The 18,630-nt window shown below is 22.3% G+C and carries 28 protein-coding genes and 3 pseudogenes; 14 read left to right on the top strand and 17 right to left on the bottom strand.

The annotated features are described in order from the left end of the window. Nucleotides 1-27: 27 nt before the first annotated feature. Nucleotides 28-384, top strand: coding sequence for a helicase-related protein (locus ABWV63_RS00745; protein WP_353307135.1), 357 nt, complete (start codon nucleotides 28-30; stop codon nucleotides 382-384). Continuing rightward, nucleotides 317-511, top strand: coding sequence for a hypothetical protein (locus ABWV63_RS00740; RefSeq protein WP_353306414.1), 195 nt, complete (start codon nucleotides 317-319; stop codon nucleotides 509-511). Before ABWV63_RS00745 ends, ABWV63_RS00740 begins: the two co-directional genes overlap by 68 nt. A gap of 12 nt (nucleotides 512-523) precedes the next feature. Here ABWV63_RS00740 and ABWV63_RS00735 read toward each other — a convergent pair whose 3' ends face one another. From ABWV63_RS00735 to ABWV63_RS00695, 9 genes and pseudogenes are all read right to left on the bottom strand, one after another. Further along, nucleotides 524-745, bottom strand: coding sequence for a hypothetical protein (locus tag ABWV63_RS00735; protein WP_353306413.1), 222 nt, complete (start codon nucleotides 743-745; stop codon nucleotides 524-526). Continuing rightward, nucleotides 715-897 (bottom strand): hypothetical protein, encoded by a 183-nt coding sequence (locus tag ABWV63_RS00730; RefSeq protein ID WP_353306412.1) that lies wholly within the window; start codon nucleotides 895-897, stop codon nucleotides 715-717. The genes ABWV63_RS00735 and ABWV63_RS00730 overlap by 31 nt, the downstream gene beginning before the upstream one ends. A 23-nt stretch (nucleotides 898-920) precedes the next feature. After that, on the bottom strand, nucleotides 921-1,541 hold the full coding sequence (locus ABWV63_RS00725) for a ribonuclease H family protein (RefSeq protein ID WP_353306411.1): 621 nt from the start codon (nucleotides 1,539-1,541) through the stop codon (nucleotides 921-923). Nucleotides 1,542-1,583: 42 nt separating this feature from the next. Then, nucleotides 1,584-2,693, bottom strand: a pseudogene (locus ABWV63_RS00720) (IS3 family transposase). A gap of 662 nt (nucleotides 2,694-3,355) precedes the next feature. Then, nucleotides 3,356-3,526 (bottom strand): hypothetical protein, encoded by a 171-nt coding sequence (locus ABWV63_RS00715; protein ID WP_353307134.1) that lies wholly within the window; start codon nucleotides 3,524-3,526, stop codon nucleotides 3,356-3,358. A gap of 242 nt (nucleotides 3,527-3,768) precedes the next feature. Next, nucleotides 3,769-4,695 (bottom strand): annotated as a pseudogene (locus ABWV63_RS00710) (IS256 family transposase). A gap of 271 nt (nucleotides 4,696-4,966) precedes the next feature. Then, nucleotides 4,967-5,374, bottom strand: a complete 408-nt coding sequence (locus tag ABWV63_RS00705) for a transposase family protein (protein WP_353305654.1) — start codon at nucleotides 5,372-5,374, stop codon at nucleotides 4,967-4,969. A gap of 7 nt (nucleotides 5,375-5,381) precedes the next feature. Continuing rightward, nucleotides 5,382-5,612 (bottom strand): hypothetical protein, encoded by a 231-nt coding sequence (locus tag ABWV63_RS00700; RefSeq protein WP_353306410.1) that lies wholly within the window; start codon nucleotides 5,610-5,612, stop codon nucleotides 5,382-5,384. Then, entirely contained in the window at nucleotides 5,555-5,818 is a 264-nt protein-coding gene (locus ABWV63_RS00695) for a hypothetical protein (RefSeq protein ID WP_353306409.1), read from the bottom strand. Before ABWV63_RS00695 ends, ABWV63_RS00700 begins: the two co-directional genes overlap by 58 nt. A gap of 91 nt (nucleotides 5,819-5,909) precedes the next feature. Here ABWV63_RS00695 and ABWV63_RS00690 point away from each other — a divergent pair, with 91 nt between their 5' ends. Continuing rightward, a complete protein-coding gene (locus ABWV63_RS00690) occupies nucleotides 5,910-6,314 on the top strand; it encodes a transposase (RefSeq protein WP_353306408.1) in 405 nt (134 codons plus the stop codon). Between the two features lie 123 nt (nucleotides 6,315-6,437). Here the strand turns inward: ABWV63_RS00690 and ABWV63_RS00685 are convergent, their stop codons facing one another. After that, entirely contained in the window at nucleotides 6,438-6,716 is a 279-nt protein-coding gene (locus ABWV63_RS00685; RefSeq protein ID WP_353306407.1) for a transposase, read from the bottom strand. Between the two features lie 122 nt (nucleotides 6,717-6,838). Then, nucleotides 6,839-7,093, bottom strand: coding sequence for a hypothetical protein (locus ABWV63_RS00680; RefSeq protein ID WP_353306406.1), 255 nt, complete (start codon nucleotides 7,091-7,093; stop codon nucleotides 6,839-6,841). A gap of 98 nt (nucleotides 7,094-7,191) precedes the next feature. Between ABWV63_RS00680 and ABWV63_RS00675 the strand changes: the two genes are divergently transcribed. Beyond that, nucleotides 7,192-7,545 (top strand): transposase family protein, encoded by a 354-nt coding sequence (locus ABWV63_RS00675; RefSeq protein WP_353306405.1) that lies wholly within the window; start codon nucleotides 7,192-7,194, stop codon nucleotides 7,543-7,545. A 92-nt stretch (nucleotides 7,546-7,637) separates the two neighbouring features. After that, entirely contained in the window at nucleotides 7,638-8,045 is a 408-nt protein-coding gene (locus ABWV63_RS00670; RefSeq protein WP_353306404.1) for a transposase family protein, read from the top strand. 306 nt (nucleotides 8,046-8,351) lie between these two features. Here the strand turns inward: ABWV63_RS00670 and ABWV63_RS00665 are convergent, their stop codons facing one another. Continuing rightward, entirely contained in the window at nucleotides 8,352-10,412 is a 2,061-nt protein-coding gene (locus ABWV63_RS00665; RefSeq protein ID WP_353306403.1) for a PTS transporter subunit EIIC, read from the bottom strand. 342 nt (nucleotides 10,413-10,754) lie between these two features. Here ABWV63_RS00665 and ABWV63_RS00660 point away from each other — a divergent pair, with 342 nt between their 5' ends. From ABWV63_RS00660 to ABWV63_RS00635, 6 genes are all read left to right on the top strand, one after another. Continuing rightward, a complete protein-coding gene (locus ABWV63_RS00660; RefSeq protein ID WP_353306402.1) occupies nucleotides 10,755-10,904 on the top strand; it encodes a hypothetical protein in 150 nt (49 codons plus the stop codon). 186 nt (nucleotides 10,905-11,090) lie between these two features. Beyond that, nucleotides 11,091-11,516, top strand: coding sequence for an IS630 family transposase (locus tag ABWV63_RS00655; RefSeq protein ID WP_353306401.1), 426 nt, complete (start codon nucleotides 11,091-11,093; stop codon nucleotides 11,514-11,516). 443 nt (nucleotides 11,517-11,959) lie between these two features. Next, the gene (locus tag ABWV63_RS00650) at nucleotides 11,960-12,346 is read left to right on the top strand and encodes an IS630 transposase-related protein (protein ID WP_353306400.1); all 387 of its coding nucleotides are present in this window, start codon (nucleotides 11,960-11,962) and stop codon (nucleotides 12,344-12,346) included. 72 nt (nucleotides 12,347-12,418) lie between these two features. Then, nucleotides 12,419-12,586: a transposase gene (locus tag ABWV63_RS00645; RefSeq protein ID WP_353306399.1), complete on the top strand. Its 168-nt coding sequence runs from the start codon at nucleotides 12,419-12,421 to the stop codon at nucleotides 12,584-12,586. A gap of 89 nt (nucleotides 12,587-12,675) precedes the next feature. Next, nucleotides 12,676-12,903 carry a hypothetical protein gene (locus ABWV63_RS00640; RefSeq protein WP_353306398.1) on the top strand — a complete coding sequence of 76 codons (228 nt, stop codon included), beginning with the start codon at nucleotides 12,676-12,678 and terminating at the stop codon, nucleotides 12,901-12,903. A gap of 6 nt (nucleotides 12,904-12,909) precedes the next feature. Beyond that, nucleotides 12,910-13,071 carry a transposase gene (locus tag ABWV63_RS00635; RefSeq protein WP_353307133.1) on the top strand — a complete coding sequence of 54 codons (162 nt, stop codon included), beginning with the start codon at nucleotides 12,910-12,912 and terminating at the stop codon, nucleotides 13,069-13,071. Here ABWV63_RS00635 and ABWV63_RS00630 read toward each other — a convergent pair. The 5 genes and pseudogenes from ABWV63_RS00630 to ABWV63_RS00610 form a co-directional block, all read right to left on the bottom strand. Next, a pseudogene (locus ABWV63_RS00630) lies at nucleotides 13,058-14,295 on the bottom strand (IS256 family transposase). The gene ABWV63_RS00635 and the pseudogene ABWV63_RS00630 sit on opposite strands and share 14 nt — an antisense overlap. A 109-nt stretch (nucleotides 14,296-14,404) precedes the next feature. Continuing rightward, nucleotides 14,405-14,926, bottom strand: a complete 522-nt coding sequence (locus ABWV63_RS00625; RefSeq protein WP_353306397.1) for a ferritin-like domain-containing protein — start codon at nucleotides 14,924-14,926, stop codon at nucleotides 14,405-14,407. 111 nt (nucleotides 14,927-15,037) lie between these two features. Further along, entirely contained in the window at nucleotides 15,038-15,358 is a 321-nt protein-coding gene (locus tag ABWV63_RS00620; RefSeq protein ID WP_353306396.1) for a hypothetical protein, read from the bottom strand. A gap of 195 nt (nucleotides 15,359-15,553) precedes the next feature. Next, nucleotides 15,554-15,814, bottom strand: coding sequence for a transposase family protein (locus tag ABWV63_RS00615; RefSeq protein ID WP_353305623.1), 261 nt, complete (start codon nucleotides 15,812-15,814; stop codon nucleotides 15,554-15,556). 276 nt (nucleotides 15,815-16,090) lie between these two features. Beyond that, nucleotides 16,091-16,405, bottom strand: coding sequence for a transposase family protein (locus ABWV63_RS00610; protein WP_353306395.1), 315 nt, complete (start codon nucleotides 16,403-16,405; stop codon nucleotides 16,091-16,093). A 91-nt stretch (nucleotides 16,406-16,496) separates the two neighbouring features. Between ABWV63_RS00610 and ABWV63_RS00605 the strand changes: the two genes are divergently transcribed. The 3 genes from ABWV63_RS00605 (at nucleotide 16,497) to ABWV63_RS00595 (ending at nucleotide 18,053) form a co-directional block, all read left to right on the top strand. Continuing rightward, nucleotides 16,497-16,967: an IS630 family transposase gene (locus tag ABWV63_RS00605; protein ID WP_353306394.1), complete on the top strand. Its 471-nt coding sequence runs from the start codon at nucleotides 16,497-16,499 to the stop codon at nucleotides 16,965-16,967. Between the two features lie 439 nt (nucleotides 16,968-17,406). Beyond that, entirely contained in the window at nucleotides 17,407-17,622 is a 216-nt protein-coding gene (locus ABWV63_RS00600; protein ID WP_353306393.1) for a hypothetical protein, read from the top strand. Nucleotides 17,623-17,645: 23 nt separating this feature from the next. Beyond that, a complete protein-coding gene (locus ABWV63_RS00595) occupies nucleotides 17,646-18,053 on the top strand; it encodes a transposase family protein (protein ID WP_353306392.1) in 408 nt (135 codons plus the stop codon). Nucleotides 18,054-18,630 lie beyond the last annotated feature (577 nt).

Below are 18,630 nucleotides of genomic sequence, written 5' to 3'. Positions count from 1 at the left end.
AACACCTATTAATGAGGGAATGAAAGAATTAAACAAGCAGAATTTAATTGACTACTAGACTACTTACATGATAATGAAAATGATTCAATTATTATTTATAGTAGTTTTAGTGATAAAATAATTAACATTTTAAGTAACATTTTAGATAAACATAAATTAAATCATCAATTAATTACTGGTAAAGTAAATCATGAACAAAGACTTAAAGCTATTAGTGATTTTCAAAGTAAAAAAGTTAAAATTATTTTATGTAATATTAAATCTACTAATGTTGGTATCACATTAGATCAAGGTGATGTTATGATTTTTCTAGATCGTGAAGTTAAACCCAACCGAAAATGAGCAAGCTGAAAGTCGCTTTTTTCCAACTCAATTAAACGATAATAAAACTAGAGAAATTATTAATTTATATTGCGCTAATACTATTGATTTAAAAATTAGAGACATCCTTAATAATAAAATTGATATTAATAAAGTTATTAATGATCAAGGTATTAAATTTTTTGAATAATTTTTATTATATTTAATAAACTAAACGATGATTAAAAACAAGATCTGCATTATTATTAGGAATGAATTGTTCATCATTAATTTCAAGAATATATTCTTGCAATAAAGGCGCAAATTCGTTTGAAGATTGAAAATAATGAGTGTTATCAATGATTTGTTGACTTTCAAAAAATTCTCTATAATCACCATTATCTTCTCCATCATTTAAACAAAAAAAGACCTGAAATAAAGCCAAAAAGAGCACCAGCAAAACACTGTTACAGCTGAAATAATATCAAATTCAAAAATATTTTGTTCTCTTTTTTTATATAAATCAGAAAGAGCAAACAAACTACCTCCAATAATGTTTCCTAAACAGCTTGCTAATATTATTTTTTTATTAATCATGTTATTTACCACCTTTTTAATATTTAAATTATTGGTTTAGATATTTTTTTTAAATTAAATGCTTTTCAAGCAAGAGCATCTGCTTCATCATTATATATATTACCACTATGACCTTTAACTCATTTAAAATAAATATTAACATCTTTTGCTATTTTATCATAAAACGCTTTATATGCCTTTGTTTCTGCTTTAGTAGTTTTTCATTCACCCGTACATCATTTACTAATTCCAACATAATCATGACAAATTAAAATTGATTTTATATTATTTTCCAAAGCTAACTGCATTGCCTTTTGTGCACCCATTATTTCTCCAGCAACATTTCTTAATTTTGCTCAATTTTCATCATCAAATTTTTCATAAAATATATCTTTTTTGCCATTATTTAAGAAAACAAGTCCATAAGAAAATTGATTAATTTCTTCTTTAAAACTACCATCAGTATATGCTATTACTTCATATTTATAGTGATTTTCAGATTTTATTTGAATTTTATCATCTAAATAATCTTGAGCTTCTTTTTTGGTTGCAAATTTTTTATACTGAGCACCAGCAAAACCTCTCATTTGTGTTTCACATTCATTCCAGTTTTCAAATATTCCAATGACTCTACCTTTTTTTACTGCATAAAATTTACTTGCCATAATTATGACTCCTCTATTGTTTATTTTAATTTTACAATAATATTAAATTGGAATGGCAATCTTTTTTAGGACTGTTTTTTGGTAGACATTTGTGCTTATGTATTTTATGGTGGTTAAGTAGTTTAGAGTGCTGTGGATTCTTATGTTGTTGTATCAATTGATATAATCAAATAATTCTAATTTTAATGGGATTAATGATGTAAAATTTTTATCATTAATAAATTCTGTTTTGAAAGTTTTGAAAGTTGCTTCAGCAACAGCGTTATCATAAGGACAACCTTTTTTTGCTTAAAGAGCGGGTAATATTGAAAGCTAATAAAAGTTTATCAATAGTTTTATTATTAAATTCATTACCGCGATCGCTATGAAATATTTGAATATTTTTTAAACAACGATTTGAGCACATAAATGCTTGATATAATAATGATGCATCTTTTTTAGTACCTACACTATGTCCAATAATTTCGCGATTGTACAGGTCGATTAATAAGCAAATATAGTTTCATTTACCATTAACTTGAACATAAGTTAAATCACTAACAATAACTTCATTTTTAAGCCTATTATTAAAGTCTCTATTAACAAGATTAGTAATTTGACTATCATTGACTTTATTATGATAATTTTTGTATGATAATTTAGTGTATTTTTATATTAAATTATGTTTATTCATAATTTTTTTAATTTTTCGTCTTGATAAATTAATTTTATTTTCTTTTATAACAACTTTTAACCTTCTTGTTCCATAAGCTTCTTTATTTTCTTTAAAAGCACTAATAACAGTTTCGTCATACATATTATTTTGAATTTTATCTTCTTTTTTCTTGAAATTAAAATAATATGTTGATTTAGAGATTTTTAAAAAACGACACATTGTGCGAATTTTATATTTAACTTTATTTTTAGTAATAATTTCTATTTTCTGCCTATTATTAGTGCTGCTTGCTTTAAAATATCATTTTCCATTCGCAACTGTTTTAATTATTTTCTTAATTTAATTAATTCATTTTCTTCGATAGAACGGTTATCTTTGGTTTTAAAACTGCCTGAATTAGTAAATTGCTTAATTCAATTATAAGTAGCTGCTCTTGTAACATTGTACTCTTTAGCAAGACAAGACACTGACTTACCAGTTTGATATAAAGCTGCTATTTATTTTTTAAATTCATCTGAATATGAGTTAATATTGGCCATAATTATAATTCCTTTCTTTTAACTAATTTGTTCAATTGTCTACGTAATTAGTGTCCAATAAAGTGTAACCCATCCAATTTTCATAAATTAATCCCCCTCAATTTTTACCAATAACTTCTTAAGTTTAAGAAGATAAATATATTTTACATACTTTTGATTATTTTTTAACACTTTTGTCATAAAATTGTATACTAATAACTTATTAACTAAATCTATTGCACTATTTAAAATAATAGAAATATTCCGTAAATAAATTTTTTAAAAGTCAATTAATAATTTAAAATTTATTTTATAATTTCTTTATTAATAAATTAATAAGGTGTTGATAAAAATGAATTTTTAAAATTTAAAAAAATTAAAAAATGAACAATTTTATAGATATTTTGGTATAAAACGTTTTCATTTTGATGAAATGTTAACAAAATTAATTGAAATAGAAAATTTAAAAAAACTAAAGGTAGAAAATATAAACTTTCAGTTGAAGAAAGATTGATGATGACTTTAGTATACTGAAAAGAATATTATACTTTTTTCCAAATGAGTATTAAATATAAAATGAGTGCATCAAGTTGTTTTCGAAATATTACTTGAGTAGAAAATAAACTTAGTGATGACAAAGATTATCAGTTTTTAAAAACAAAATATAAATCAAAAATTGAGAAAAAAACAAGAAGATTTAAATTAATCTCAATTTTACCTTGTTGAGTTATTAATTTTTTTGAATTTATACCATTGCGAGTATTTTCACTATTATTATGTTGATTTTTTTCATATCCTAAATAATTTTGCATTTCAGAATTCAACATTTTTTCAACTAATCTTTTTGTTAATTATTTATATAAACCTCCCTCTTTAAAAACTGTTGTTAAATCTTCAGTATTTTCTAGTAATAAATCTACTGCTTTTGATATCGGATCATTATTATTAATATTTTTTTTAGACATACGTAACTCACTCTTTCTAGTTATTTAATTTTATTTACTAGAATTAATTAAACATAGTTATTTTTGTAAGTTACACAGATTACTAAACATTACCTAACTTTTCGTAATTGACTATTAACAGATTCAATAGCATTTGTTGTATAAATCACTCTTTTGATTTCTGCAGGATAACTAATAAAAACCATTAAATTACCTCAATTTTTATATCATGATTTAGCAATTTGAGGATATTGTTTATTTCATTTACTTTCAAAATATTCTAAAGCTTGCATTGCTTGTTCTTCACTACATGCACTATAAATTGGTTTTAAATCTGTAACTAGTTATTTTCTATGTTTGTATGAAACATATTTTAAACTATTTCTAATTTGATGAACTATGCATAATTGATGTTCGGTTTTAGGATAAACTAATTGTATTACTTCTGACATTCCTGTTAAATTGTCACTACAAGCAATAAGAATATCATTTAAGCCTTGATTTTTCATTTCTGTGAAATTAGATAATCAAAACTTAGAACATTCATTTTCACTAATTCATAAACCTAAAATATCTTTTTTACCTTCTAAATCAACTCCTAGTGCTATATAAACTGATTTGTTAATAATGCGTTTATCTTGTCGTACTTTAACTACTATACAATCAAAATAAACAATCGGATAAACACTTTCTAATGGCCGATTTTGTCATGCTTTAACATCATCAATAACATCATCAGTAATTTGACTAATAACACTTTCACTAATATCAGCGCCATGATATAACTCTTGTAACTGCATTCTAATATCTGATAAAGTCATGCCTTTGGCATATAATGAAAGAAATTGTTGATCAAAACCATCAAATCTTCTTTGTCTTTTTGCAACTATTACTGGCTCAAAATTACTATTACGATCTCGTGGTACATTAATCTCAATTTTACCTTGTTGAGTTATTAATTTTTTTGAACTTATACCATTACGAGCATTTTCACTAGTATTATGTTGATTTTTTTCATATCCTAAATAATTTTGCATTTCAGAATTCAACATTTTTTCAACTAATCTTTTTGTTAATTATTTATATAAACCTCCCTCTTTAAAAACTGTTGTTAAATCTTCGGTATTTTCTAATAATCAATCTACTGCTTTTGATATTGGAACATTATTATTAATATTTTGTTTTTTAGACATAAGTAACTCACTCTTTCTATTTATTTAATTTTATTTACTAGAATTAATTAAACATAGTTATTTTTGTAAGTTACAAAGATTACTAAACATTACCGAAAATATTAAAAATATTTTTTTATTTTAATGGTTTTGTTTTATTAAAAATTTCACAAAGTAAGTTAAATCTTAAGTACATAAGTCTAAATATACTTTTTCTACATTTATTTATTAAAATTTTGAATCTTTTTAATCAAGCAAAAACATGTTCAACTTTAATTCTAATTTTTGAAATAATTTTATTGTAGATTTTTTCTTGTTTAGTTAATTTTTTATTTTTAGTTTTTTTAATTGGTAATATAGTATTTTTATAAATATTTTGTATTCCTTGATATCCCAAATCACCAATAATTATTGTTTTTTCTGAAAATTCAAGATTTGAATTTTTTAATATTTGAAAATCATGTACTTTTCCATTATCAGCAAAAATATCAACAATTTTTTTATTAAAAAAGTCATATATAATTTGAAATTTTATAGAAAACATTCAACTTTTACCAGAAAAATATTCTAACTGTATTTTTTTTAGTTGGTCTTTCAATTTCAATTTCAGTTGAATAAATTAAATAAAATTGAAATTCATTTAAATCTTCTTGTTTTTTCTCAATTTTTGATTTATATTTTGTTTTTAAAAACTGATAATCTTTGTCATCACTAAGTTTATTTTCTACTCAAGTAATATTTCGAAAACAACTTGATGCACTCATTTTATATTTAATACTCATTTGGAAAAAGTATAATATTCTTTTCAGTATACTAAAGTCATGACCAATCTTTCTTCAACTGAAAGTTTATATTTTCTAACTTTAGTTTTTTTTAAATTTTCTATTTCAATTAATTTTGTTAACATTTCATCAAAATGAAAACGTTTTATACCAAAATATCTATAAAATTGTTCATTTTTTAATTTTTTTAAATTTTCAAAATTCATTTTTATCAACACCTTATTAATTTATTAATAAAGAAATTATAAAATAAATTTTAAATTATTAATTGACTTTTAAAAAATTTATTTACGGAATATGTCTTTTGATAATAAACCCGCATATAAAATAAAAAGAATGAGTATAATTAGTTCACTAAATAAAGGTAAATTAAAAGCCCTATGAGCATTTGAAGGACATTGCAACAGTAAAATTTTTGAATCATATGTAAAAAATATACTAATTCCAATATTAAAGCGTGGACAAATTATAGTTTTAGATAATGCAACGTTTCATAAATCTAAATTAACACAACCATTAATTGAAAATGCTGGATGCAAACTATTATTTCTTCCACCATATTCTCCTAATTTAAATCCAATTGAACATTTTTGATTTGCTATAAAACATAATATAAGAAAAATATTACCAAATTATTGACCAAATATTAAAAAAGCGATTGATTTTGTTTTTCAAGATATGAGCAAACATTACTTTAGTTAGCTATATTATTTTGAATTTTATCTTCTTTTTTCTTAAAATTAAAATAATATGTTGATTTAGAGATTTTTAAAAAACGACACATTGTACGAATTTTATATTTAACTTTATTTTTAGTAATAATTTCTATTTTCTGCCTATTATTAGTGCTGCTTGCTTTAAAATATCATTTTCCATTCGTAACTGTTTTAATTTCTTTCTTAATTTAATTAATACGTTTTCTTCAACAGAACGGTTATCTTTGGTTTTAAAACTGCCTGAATTAGTAAATTGCTTAATTCAATTATAAGTAGCTGCTCTTGTAACATTGTACTCTTTAGCAAGACAAGACACCGACTTACCGCTTTGATATAAAGCTACTATTTGTTTTTTAAATTCATCTGAATATGAGTTAATATTGGCCATAATTATAATTCCTTTCTTTTAACTAATTTGTTCACTTGTCTACGTAATTAGTACCCAACAAAGTGTAACCCATCCAAATGCAATTACTAATACCACTACCACTGTTAAATCTTTAAATATATTTACCGCATAAAATAATTTTCGAAGTTCAAAACTATAACAGTTAATAATATTGAAATAATTATTGAAAATATTGATAAAAACAATGCTAATATATCCATAATTATAATTTTTTGTGTACATTTTAATTTAATATATTTAAATAAATCTTTAACAACAATATTAACATCAATTGTTAATGTTAAATTTTGTATATTTGTTTGTATTTCTTCATACCTAGCTTCTTCTAACTTTTCTTCATTATCATCAAAAAACATAAGACATATTCCGTAAATAAATTTTTTAAAAGTCAATTAATAATTTAAAATTTATTTTATAATTTCTTTATTAATAAATTAATAAAGTGTTGATAAAAATGAATTTTGAAAATTTAAAAAAATTAAAAAATGAACAATTTTATAGATATTTTGGTATAAAACGTTTTCATTTTGATGAAATGTTAACAAAATTAATTGAAATAGAAAATTTAAAAAAAACTAAAGGTAGAAAATATAAACTTTCAGTTGAAGAAAGATTGATGATGACTTTAGTATATTGAAAAGAATATTATACTTTTTTCCAAATGAGTATTAAATATAAAATGAGTGCATCAAGTTGTTTTCGAAATATTACTTGAGTAGAAAATAAACTTAGTGATGACAAAGATTATCAGTTTTTAAAAACAAAATATAAATCAAAAATTGAGAAAAAACAAGAAGATTTAAATTAATTTCAATTTTATTTAATTGATTCAACTGAAATTGAAATTGAAAGACCAACTAAAAAAAACTACAGTTAGAATATTTTTCTGGTAAAAGTTGAATGTTTTCTATAAAATTTCAAATTATATATGACTTTTTTAATAAAAAAATTGTTGATATTTTTGCTGATAATGGAAAAGTACATGATTTTCAAATATTAAAAAATTCAAATCTTGAATTTTCAGAAAAAACAATAATTATTGGTGATTTGGGATATCAAGGAATACAAAATATTTATAAAAATACTATATTACCAATTAAAAAAACTAAAAATAAAAAATTAACTAAACAAGAAAAAATCTACAATAAAATTATTTCAAAAATTAGAATTAAAGTTGAACATGTTTTTGCTGGATTAAAAAGATTCAAAATTTTAATAAATAAATGTAGAAAAAGTATATTTAGACTTATGTACTTAAGATTTAACTTACTTTGTGAAATTTTTAATAAAACAAAACCATTAAAATAAAAAAATATTTTTAATATTTTTTTAAAAATTTAAATTTTTATCAAGTTAATATAAAAATAATATTAACAATTTTTGTGTTTGAAATATAAATTTATTTTTAAAGTATTTTTTTAAAAATATTAACTTCTATAATTATTAACACTAAAAAATTTATAAATATTATTATTGACAATTGATTAAATTTATTTACGGAATATGTCTATAGTTTTCCCTTCGTCCTATATTATAATTTTAACATTATCCGTAACTAAAACTAAAAAAATGAACAAATCAAAAAGTTGCTCATTTTTATATTTTAGTAATAGTTTATTTTGGAGTTCAAGTTTTTAATAAATCATTTTTAATATTACCTACTTGTGGCCCATAAATTACCTGAATAGCTGTACCTTTTTTAAAGATACCAACCGCACCAGTTGATTTTAAAATATTATCATCAACTTTAGTTTCATCAAAAACTGTAACACGCAATCTTGTAGCGCAATTGTCTAATAATTTAACATTACTTCGTCCACCAAGACCTTTAAAAATATTTTCTAACATATCATTATTTTTATCTTTATTAGTGTCAGGTGTTAATGTTTGTTTCTTTGTCATTTCTGCTTGTAAAGTTTTATGAATAGACTCTGCACCATCAATATAGGTAATTTCAACTTTATTTGCAATTACTTTAATATTTTTAGTTCCACTTAATCTTAATAAAGCTTTTGAATAAATATTTGCATCTTTTAAAGTTGCAACTAATACTTTATCTTTAGCGTTAACATCAATGATATTTAACGCTCCACCAAGTCCAAGTAATAAATTTTCTACTTTTGTTCTACCTTTTTTTGAAGACTTATCTAAAGAACTTTCAACACTTTGTAAAGCTAAGTTGGTTGCTAATTCTCCTTCTTCACGACCTAAAGTTTTGTAATTTCTTCACTTAATAATGTAATAGAAACCAAAGAAATAAGCAGGTGCCATAATTAATCCAGTAACAAATACTCAATAGAATCCTGTTTCTTTACCAAGAATACTTGGTAATATTCCAAAGAAAGAAAAGTCAATAAATCCAGCAGCAAAGCCTTGACCAACAACTATATTTAATAAATACGCCATCATAAAACTAATTCCTGACATAAATGCATGGAAAACAAAACATAATGGTGCTACAAATAAGAATGAAAACAATAATGGTTCTGTAACTCCTGTTAAGAAAGAAGTTAGAGCAGCAGAACCTAAAATACCACCAACCATTTTTTTATTTTCTGGTCGTGCTAACATTCACATAGCAAGAGCTGCAAATGGATAGCCATATTGCATATATGCAAATCGCCCACTCATAAACATTGTTCCCGGTGTTTGATTCATGTGTCCTACTGCATTAGAAGCAAATTGTCCAAAGAAAATATTGTACGCTCCAACAAAATGATCACCAGATTCATTAATTCAATTTCCACCAATTCCAGTATATCAGAAAGGCGCATATTGAACGTGATGCAATCCTGTTGGTATTAATAAACGCTCAGTAATTCCAAAAAACATTGCAATAAATGCTCCACCAACTGTCGGATGAAAATTATCACCAGTTAACTGTCCATCAGTAAGTTGACCTGTATTCATACCAGCTGCTAAGCCATTACCAATTTCTCTAAAAGCAATTAATAACATTGGTCAAATAAAGAAAAAAGCTAAACCCATTCCTATTCCAACAAAAACAGCTAAAATTGGCACAAAACGTTCACCACCAAAAAAAGATAATACTCTTGGCATACGAATATTGTATGAATGATTATGAACAATTGATACTAATCAACCAACAAGAATGCCACCTAAAACCGAAGTGTCAAACGTAGGAAATAATCCTAAGACAGAAGAAAATAAACCAGAAGATTTGCCGCTTTCTGGAGTAATCTTTGCACCTTCACCTAAACCTCATGGATCAAACCCCAACATTCCTGTTTTAGGATTTCAAAAAAACATGCCACTAATAACTGAAGTCATAACAATAAAAGTAATAAATCCAGAAAGAGCAGCTACACCTTTACTAGCTTTTGCAAAACCAAAAGCAATAGAAATAGCAAAAATCAATCCTAAATTAGCAAAAACAACGTTTCCGGCTGATTGCATAATTGAAAAAATATTAATAATAGCAACAAGACTATCATGATTAGGTAATTGCTTTAAAGCACTAGCAAATCCACCACCAATTCCTAACAATAAACCAGCTATTGGTAATGTAGCTATTGGTAAAACAATGGCTCTTGATAAGTTTTGCATTTTACCAAACATTTTGCCACCTAATTTATTGAAAGTTCCTTTAAAAGTAAAACTAGGATTTTTCTTATCCTCAGGAGATGTTTGTTTACTATGAAAAAATTTACTCATTTTCTCAGCTCCTTTCTATATTGTTCTATACAGATGAGAATTTTATTCTATACAGATAAAAATATTATATATATATATAATAGTAAAAACAACAATAAAATAAATAAAAACGATTTTTTTACTACTATAATAGTAATTTCGGAGAAAATTTATAATCTATAGCTAACTAAAGTAATGTTTACTTATAAATAATGTAAAATAATAATATGTAATTTAAACAGTTTTTTAATTTAAAAGTACAATTCAGCAATATTTAAAATAGATTAGGAATATTAAATTATGCCAAAACCATAAAGTGAAGACTTACGAAGAAAAGCAATAGAAGCCTATGAAAGTAAAAACATGAAAATTAAAGAAATTTGTAAAGTGTTCAATATTACTAGAAAGACTTTATTCTTATGAAGAAAAATAAAAAAAGAAACTGGGCATATAAAACCAATTTTGAATTATCAAAAAGGACATAGCCACAAAATAAAGGATTTAGATGAATAAAAAAATTATTTAGCGCAAAATAAAGATGTTACAGTTCAAAAAGTAATTGAAAAATTTGGTGATACGACTAAAGAAACAGTTTATAACTATTTCAAAAAACTAAATTATACATATAAAAAAACTTTTCTATATGAACAAAGAGATAAAAATAAACAAGAAGATTTTTTAAAATAAATAGCTAAAATAATGAATGAATATTTAGTATATATTGATGAATCTGGAATTGATGATAATGAATTTTATAAATATGGTTGATCTGAAAAAGGTAAAAGATTATTTGATAATAAACCCGCATATAAAATAAAAAGAATGAGTATAATTCGTTCACTAAATAAAGGTAAATTAAAAGCCCTATGAGCATTTGAAGGACATTGCAACAGTAAAATTTTTGAATCATATGTAAAAAATATACTAATTGTAGTATTAAAGCGTGGACAAATTATAGTTTTAGATAATGCAACGTTTCATAAATCTAAATTAACACAACAATTAATTGAAAATGCTGGATGCAAACTATTATTTATTCCACCATATTCTCCTAATTTAAATCCAATTGAACATTTTTGATTTGCTATAAAACATAATATAAGAAAAATATTACCAAATTATTAACTAAATATTAAAAAAGCGATTTATTTTTTTTCAAGATATGAGTAAACATTACTTTAGTTAGCTATATATAGATATTATTAATAACTACTATAAATTTTAATAGTATGTTGTAATTAAAAAAATAGTAAATATTTTAAAACACTTACTATTTTTATTTTTTTAATTTTAAGTATTAATTTAAATTAAATCAAATATCTAAAGTAATAAATTTAATAATTAACGTACCAATACAATAAGTAAAAACTAAAGTTGTTAACATATAACTAACTAAAGTAATGTTTACTCATAAATAATGTAAAATAATAATATGTAATTTAAACAGTTTTGGAATTTAAAAGTACAATTCAGCAATATTTAAAATAGATTAGGAAGATTAAATTATGCCAAAACCATACAGTTAATACTTACGAAGAAAAGTAATAGAAGCCTATGGAAGTAAAAACATGAAAATTAAAGAAATTTGTAAAGTGTTCAATATTACTAGAAAGACTTTATTCTTATGAAGAAAAAGAAAAAAAGAAACTGGGCATATAAAACCAATTTTGAATTATCAAAAAGGACATAGCCACAAAATAAAGGATTTAGATGAATTAAAAAATTATTTAGCGCAAAATAAAGATGTTACAGTTCAAAAAGTAATTGAAAAATTTGGTGATATGACTAAAGAAACAGTTTATAACTATTTCAAAAAACTAAATTATACATATAAAAAAACTTTTTTATATGAACAAAAAGATAAAAATAAAAAAGAAGATTTTTTAAAAGAAATAGCTAAAATAATTAATGAAGATTTAGTATATATTGATGAATCTGGAATTGATGATAATTAATTTTATAAATATGGTTGATCTGAAAAAGGTAAAAGATTATTTGATAATAAACCCGCATATAAAATAAAAAGAATGAGTATAATTGGTTCACTAAATAAAGGTAAATTAAAAGCCCTATGAGCATTTGAAGGGCATTGCAAAAGTAAAATTTTTGAATCATATGTAAAAAATATACTAATTCCAGTATTAAAGCGTGGACAAATTATAGTTTTAGATAATGCAACGTTTCATAAATGGTAATGTTTAGTAATCTGTGTAACTTACAAAAATAACTATATTTAATTAATTCTAGTAAATAAAATTAAATAAATAGAAAGAGTGAGTTACTTATGTCTAAAAAACAAAATATTAATAATAATGATCCAATATCAAAAGCAGTAGATTTATCACTAGAAAACACTGAAGATTTAACAACAGTTTTTAAAGAGGGAGGTTTATATAAAGAATTAACAAAAAGATTAGTTGAAAAAATGTTGAATTCTGAAATGCAAAATTATTTAGGATATGAACAAAATCAACATAATACTAGTGAAAATGCTCGCAATGGTATAAATTAAAAAAAATTAATAACTCAACAAGGTAAAATTGAGATTAATGTACCACGAGATCGTAATAGTAATTTTGAGACAGTAATAGTTGCAAAAAGACAAAGAAGATTTGATGGTTTTGATCGAGGCTTTTTAAAAATCTGTGTATCTTTTTACAAAGTTACTAGTTTAGATTAATTCTATCTTCAAATTTTATCATAAAATGAGCAATTGCTGTATTTCAATTTTGAATGGGCGTTGTTCATTTTTTGTTATATTTTCAATTGCTAAGTAAAATATTTTAAAAACCGCCATATCATTTGGAAAAAATTTTTTATTTCTAATAACTTTTCGTAATTGAATATTAAAAGATTCAATAGCATTTGTTGTATAAATCACTCTTTTGATTTCTGCAGGATAACTAATAAAAACCATTAAATTATCTCAATTTTTATATCATGATTTAGCAATTTGAGGATATTGTTTATTTCATTTACTTTCAAAAGATTCTAAGGCTTGCATTGCTTGTTCTTCACTACATGCACTATAAATTGGTTTTAAATCTGTAACTAGTGATTTTCTATGTTTGTATGAAACATATTTTAAACTATTTCTAATTTGATGAACTATGCATAATTGATGTTCGGTTTTAGGATAAACTAATTGTATTGCTTCTGACATTCCTGTTAAATTGTCGCTACAAGCAATAAGAATATCATTTAAGCCTCGATTTTTCATTTCTGTGAAATTAGATAATCAAAAATTAGAACCTTCATTTTCGCTAATTCATAAACCTAAAACATCTTTTTTACCTTCTAAATCAACTCCTAGTGCTATATAAACTGATTTGTTAATAATGCGTTTATCTTGTCGTACTTTAACTACTATACAATCAAAATAAACAATCGGATAAACACTTTCTAATGGCCGATTTTGTCATGCTTTAACATCATCAATAACATCATCAGTAATTTGACTAATAACACTTTCACTAACATCAGCACCATGATATAACTATTGTAACCGCATTCTAATATCTGATAAAGTCATGCCTTTGGCATATAATGAAAGAACTTGTTGATCAAAACCATCAAATCTTCTTTGTCTTTTCGCAACTATTACTGTCTCAAAATTACTATTACGATCTCGTGGTACATTAATCTAAATTTTACCTTGTTGAGTTATTAATTTTTTTGAATTTATACCATTACGAGCATTTTCACTATTATTATGTTGATTTTTTTCATATCCTAAATAATTTTGCATTTCATAATTCAACATTTTTTCAACTAATCTTTTTGTTAATTATTTATATAAACCTCCCTCTTTAAAAACTGTTGTTAAATCTTCAGTATTTTCTAATAATAAATCTACTGCTTTTGATATTGGATCATTATTATTAATATTTTGTTTTTTAGACATAAGTAACTCACTCTTTCTAGTTATTTAATTTTATTTACTAGAATTAATTAAACATAGTTATTTTTTGTAAGTTACACAGATTACTAAACATTACCGTTAAATATGAAATTTATTCGGGTTCATAAAATGGAATAATAACTTTTAAAGTATCTGGCTCTTCAGTTTTTAGTAAACGTTTATCAATTTTATAAAGGTTGCTATTAGACATTGCAATTCAATCCAATAAGTCTTTTTCATAAGCAATTTCTTCATAGAAATCAATTAAGAATCAGTCATAAAATTTTGCAGTTAAATTATCATTATTTTCACGAGCACTTTTAACAAGTTTATTGGTAAAATCAAGTAATTCTTCTTTAGTAGATTTTAATTTTTTTAATGCTTCTTCAATGTTTTTTGTAGTAAAAGTTGGAACTTTAATGTCTTTAATTTCAACTTGAGCATCTTGATCCATTAAATAGTTACAAATTTTACGAATATGAACAACAGCATCAGTCGCTTCTACTTGGAAGAAGCGTGCAAACCCAGGATATCCTTTTTGATTTGCATCATTACTTAATTTAAAACTAAGCATTTGATATTTTAGATGTTCGCTAATATAATCATTTAGTTCATTGTTAATTTTTTTAATCATTAAATACACCTTCTTTCTTGGCTTTATATGTATTATACTACTTTAATACTATATATATTAAAATAAATTAAGAATAAAAATATTGTTAATTTATTGTTTTTGTTACATTTTTTATGAAGTAAGTTCAGTTAATAGTTCAAGACCAATTTGATCATGTGCTCATTTATTTGGATGAACATAATCAAAGAAAAAATTATTATTAATAGTTTCTGGAATTGTTCCATCAATATATCTTGGATTTAAATTTAAAGTTAAACCGGGAATTGATCATTTTATTGATTCGTTAGTAATATTTTTTCCTATTTCTTGTGATTCAGATAATAAATCACTAAAATTAGTTTCTAAGTCAAACGGTCTGATATTAATATCATAATTATTTTTCATTAATTCAGTAATTTTATCATTTCATTTGTTATTATATTCATTAGACATATTCCGTAAATAAATTTAATCAATTGTCAATAATAATATTTATAAATTTTTTAGTGTTAATAATTATAGAAGTTAATGTTTTTAAAAAAATACTTTAAAAATAAATTTATATTTCAAACACAAAAATTGTTAATATTATTTTTATATTAACTTGATAAAAATTTAAATTTTTAAAAAAATATTAAAAATATTTTTTTATTTTAATGGTTTTGTTTTATTAAAAATTTCACAAAGTAAGTTAAATCTTAAGTACATAAGTCTAAATATACTTTTTCTACATTTATTTATTAAAATTTTGAATCTTTTTAATCAAGCAAAAACATGTTCAACTTTAATTCTAATTTTTGAAATAATTTTATTGTAGATTTTTTCTTGTTTAGTTAATTTTTTATTTTTAGTTTTTTTAATTGGTAATATAGTATTTTTATAAATATTTTGTATTCCTTGATATCCCAAATCACCAATAATTATTGTTTTTTCTGAAAATTAAAGATTTGAATTTTTTAATATTTGAAAATCATGTACTTTTCCATTATCAGCAAAAATATCAATAATTTTTTTATTAAAAAAGTCATATATAATTTGAAATTTTATAGAAAACATTCAACTTTTAGCAGAAAAATATTCTAACTGTAGTTTTTTTTAGTTGGTCTTTCAATTTTAATTTCAGTTGAATCAATTAAATAAAATTGAAATTCATTTAAATCTTCTTGTTTTTTCTCAATTTTTGATTTATATTTTTTTTAAAAACTGATAATCTTTGTCATCACTAAGTTTATTTTCTACTCAAGTAATATTTCGAAAACAACTTGATGCACTCATTTTATATTTAATACTCATTTGGAAAAAAGTATAATATTCTTTTCAGTATACTAAAGTCATCATCAATCTTTCTTCAACTGAAAGTTTATATTTTCTACCTTTAGTTTTTTTTAAATTTTCTATTTCAATTAATTTTGTTAACATTTCATCAAAATGAAAACGTTTTATACCAAAATATCTATAAAATTGTTCATTTTTTAATTTTTTTAAATTTTCAAAATTCATTTTTATCAACACCTTATTAATTTATTAATAAAGAAATTATAAAATAAATTTTAAATTATTAATTGACTTTTAAAAAAATTATTTACGGAATATGTCTATTGATGAATCTGGAATTGATGATAATGAATTTTATAAATATGGTTGATCTGAAAAAGGTAAAAGATTATTTGATAATAAACCCGCATATAAAATAAAAAGAATGAGTATAATTGGTTCACTAAATAAAGGTAAATTAAAAGCCCTATGAGCATTTGAAGGGCATTGCAACAGTAAAATTTTTGAATCATATGTAAAAAATATACTAATTCCAGTATTAAAGCGTGGACAAATTATAGTTTTAGATAATGCAAAGTTTCATAAATCTAAATTAACAAAACAATTAATTGAAAATGCTGGATGCAAACTATTATTTCTTCCGCCATATTGTCCTAATTTAAATCCAATTGAACATTTTTGATTCGCTATAAAACATAATATAAGAAAAATATTACCAAATTATTGACCAAATATTAAAAAAGCGATTGTTTTTTTTCAAGATATGAGTAAACATTACTTTAGTTAGCTATACCTCATGAATACTGAAGTTTATTAAATAAAAAATATGAACAGTGATATGAAAAAGAAAAAAATAACTTTAATTTTTTAGTAATTGACACTAATGATTTAACTCCTAAGTAAATAGTGCAAAAAATAATTGATTAGACATATTCCGTAAATAAATTTTTTAAAATTCAATTAATAATTTAAAATTTATTTTATAATTTCTTTATTAATAAATTAATAAGGTGTTGATAAAAATGAATTTTGAAAATTTAAAAAATTAAAAAATGAACAATTTTATAGATATTTTGGTATAAAACGTTTTCATTTTGATGAAATGTTAACAAAATTAATTGAAATAGAAAATTTAAAAAAACTAAAGGTAGAAAATATAAACTTTCAGTTGAAGAAAGATTGATGATGACTTTAGTATACTGAAAAGAATATTATACTTTTTCCAAATGAGTATTAAATATAAAATGAGTGCATCAAGTTGTTTTCGAAATATTACTTGAGTAGAAAATAAACTTAGTGATGACAAAGATTATCAGTTTTTAAAAACAAAATATAAATCAAAAATTGATAAAAAACAAGAAGATTTAAATGAATTTCAATTTTATTTAATTGATTCAACTGAAATTGAAATTGAAAGACCAACTAAAAAAAACTACAGTTAGAATATTTTTCTGGTAAAAGTTGAATGTTTTCTATAAAATTTAAAATTATATATGACTTTTTTAATAAAAAAATTGTTGATATTTTTGCTGATAATGGAAAAGTACATGATTTTCAAATATTAAAAAATTCAAATCTTGAATTTTCAGAAAAAACAATAATTATTGGTGATTTGGGATATCAAGGAATACAAAATATTTATAAAAATACTATATTACAAATTAAAAAAACTAAAAATAAAAAATTAACTAAACAAGAAAAAATCTACAATAAAATTATTTCAAAAATTAGAATTAAAGTTGAACATGTTTTTGCTTGATTAAAAAGATTCAAAATTTTAATAAATAAATGTAGAAAAAGTATATTTAGACTTATGTACTTAAGATTTAACTTACTTTGTGAAATTTTTAATAAAACAAAACCATTAAAATAAAAAAATATTTTTAATATTTTTTTAAAAATTTAAATTTTTATCAAGTTAATATAAAAACAATATTAACAATTTTTGTGTTTGAAATATAAATTTATTTTTAAAGTATTTTTTTAAAAATATTAACTTCTATAATTATTAACACTAAAAAATTTATAAATATTATTATTGACAATTGATTAAATTTATTTACGGAATATGTATATTATATAAAATAAAATTTCTTATTGAAATCAAATTTTTATTTAGTCATTTTTTCTCATGTTATATTAATAATTATTGTTATTTTTCCTGTCAATATCGAGTGAAAATTTCCCAAAAATATTTATCAAAAAATTAAATTATTTTAGAAAGTTACACTGTTAAATAAACACAAATTCCAAATAACGCCTAAAAACTTTAGTTCCTTGTTTTCATATAGGAACTTTTTTTGTATAATTTAATTAAACTTAATATAAGTTTTTAACTCATTATTTTATTTTAAAATAAATGATTTTTTTTATTTGAGAGAAAAATTTTATGAATAAAATTATATTTCGACAAATGTAGAAAAATACTTATAAAGTAATATTTAAAGAAC

This window comes from Spiroplasma ixodetis, assembly GCF_040369795.1.
Lineage (GTDB): Bacteria > Bacillota_I > Bacilli_A > Mycoplasmatales > VBWQ01 > Spiroplasma_E > Spiroplasma_E ixodetis_B.
This window is presented reverse-complemented; position numbering and strand designations above follow the sequence as displayed.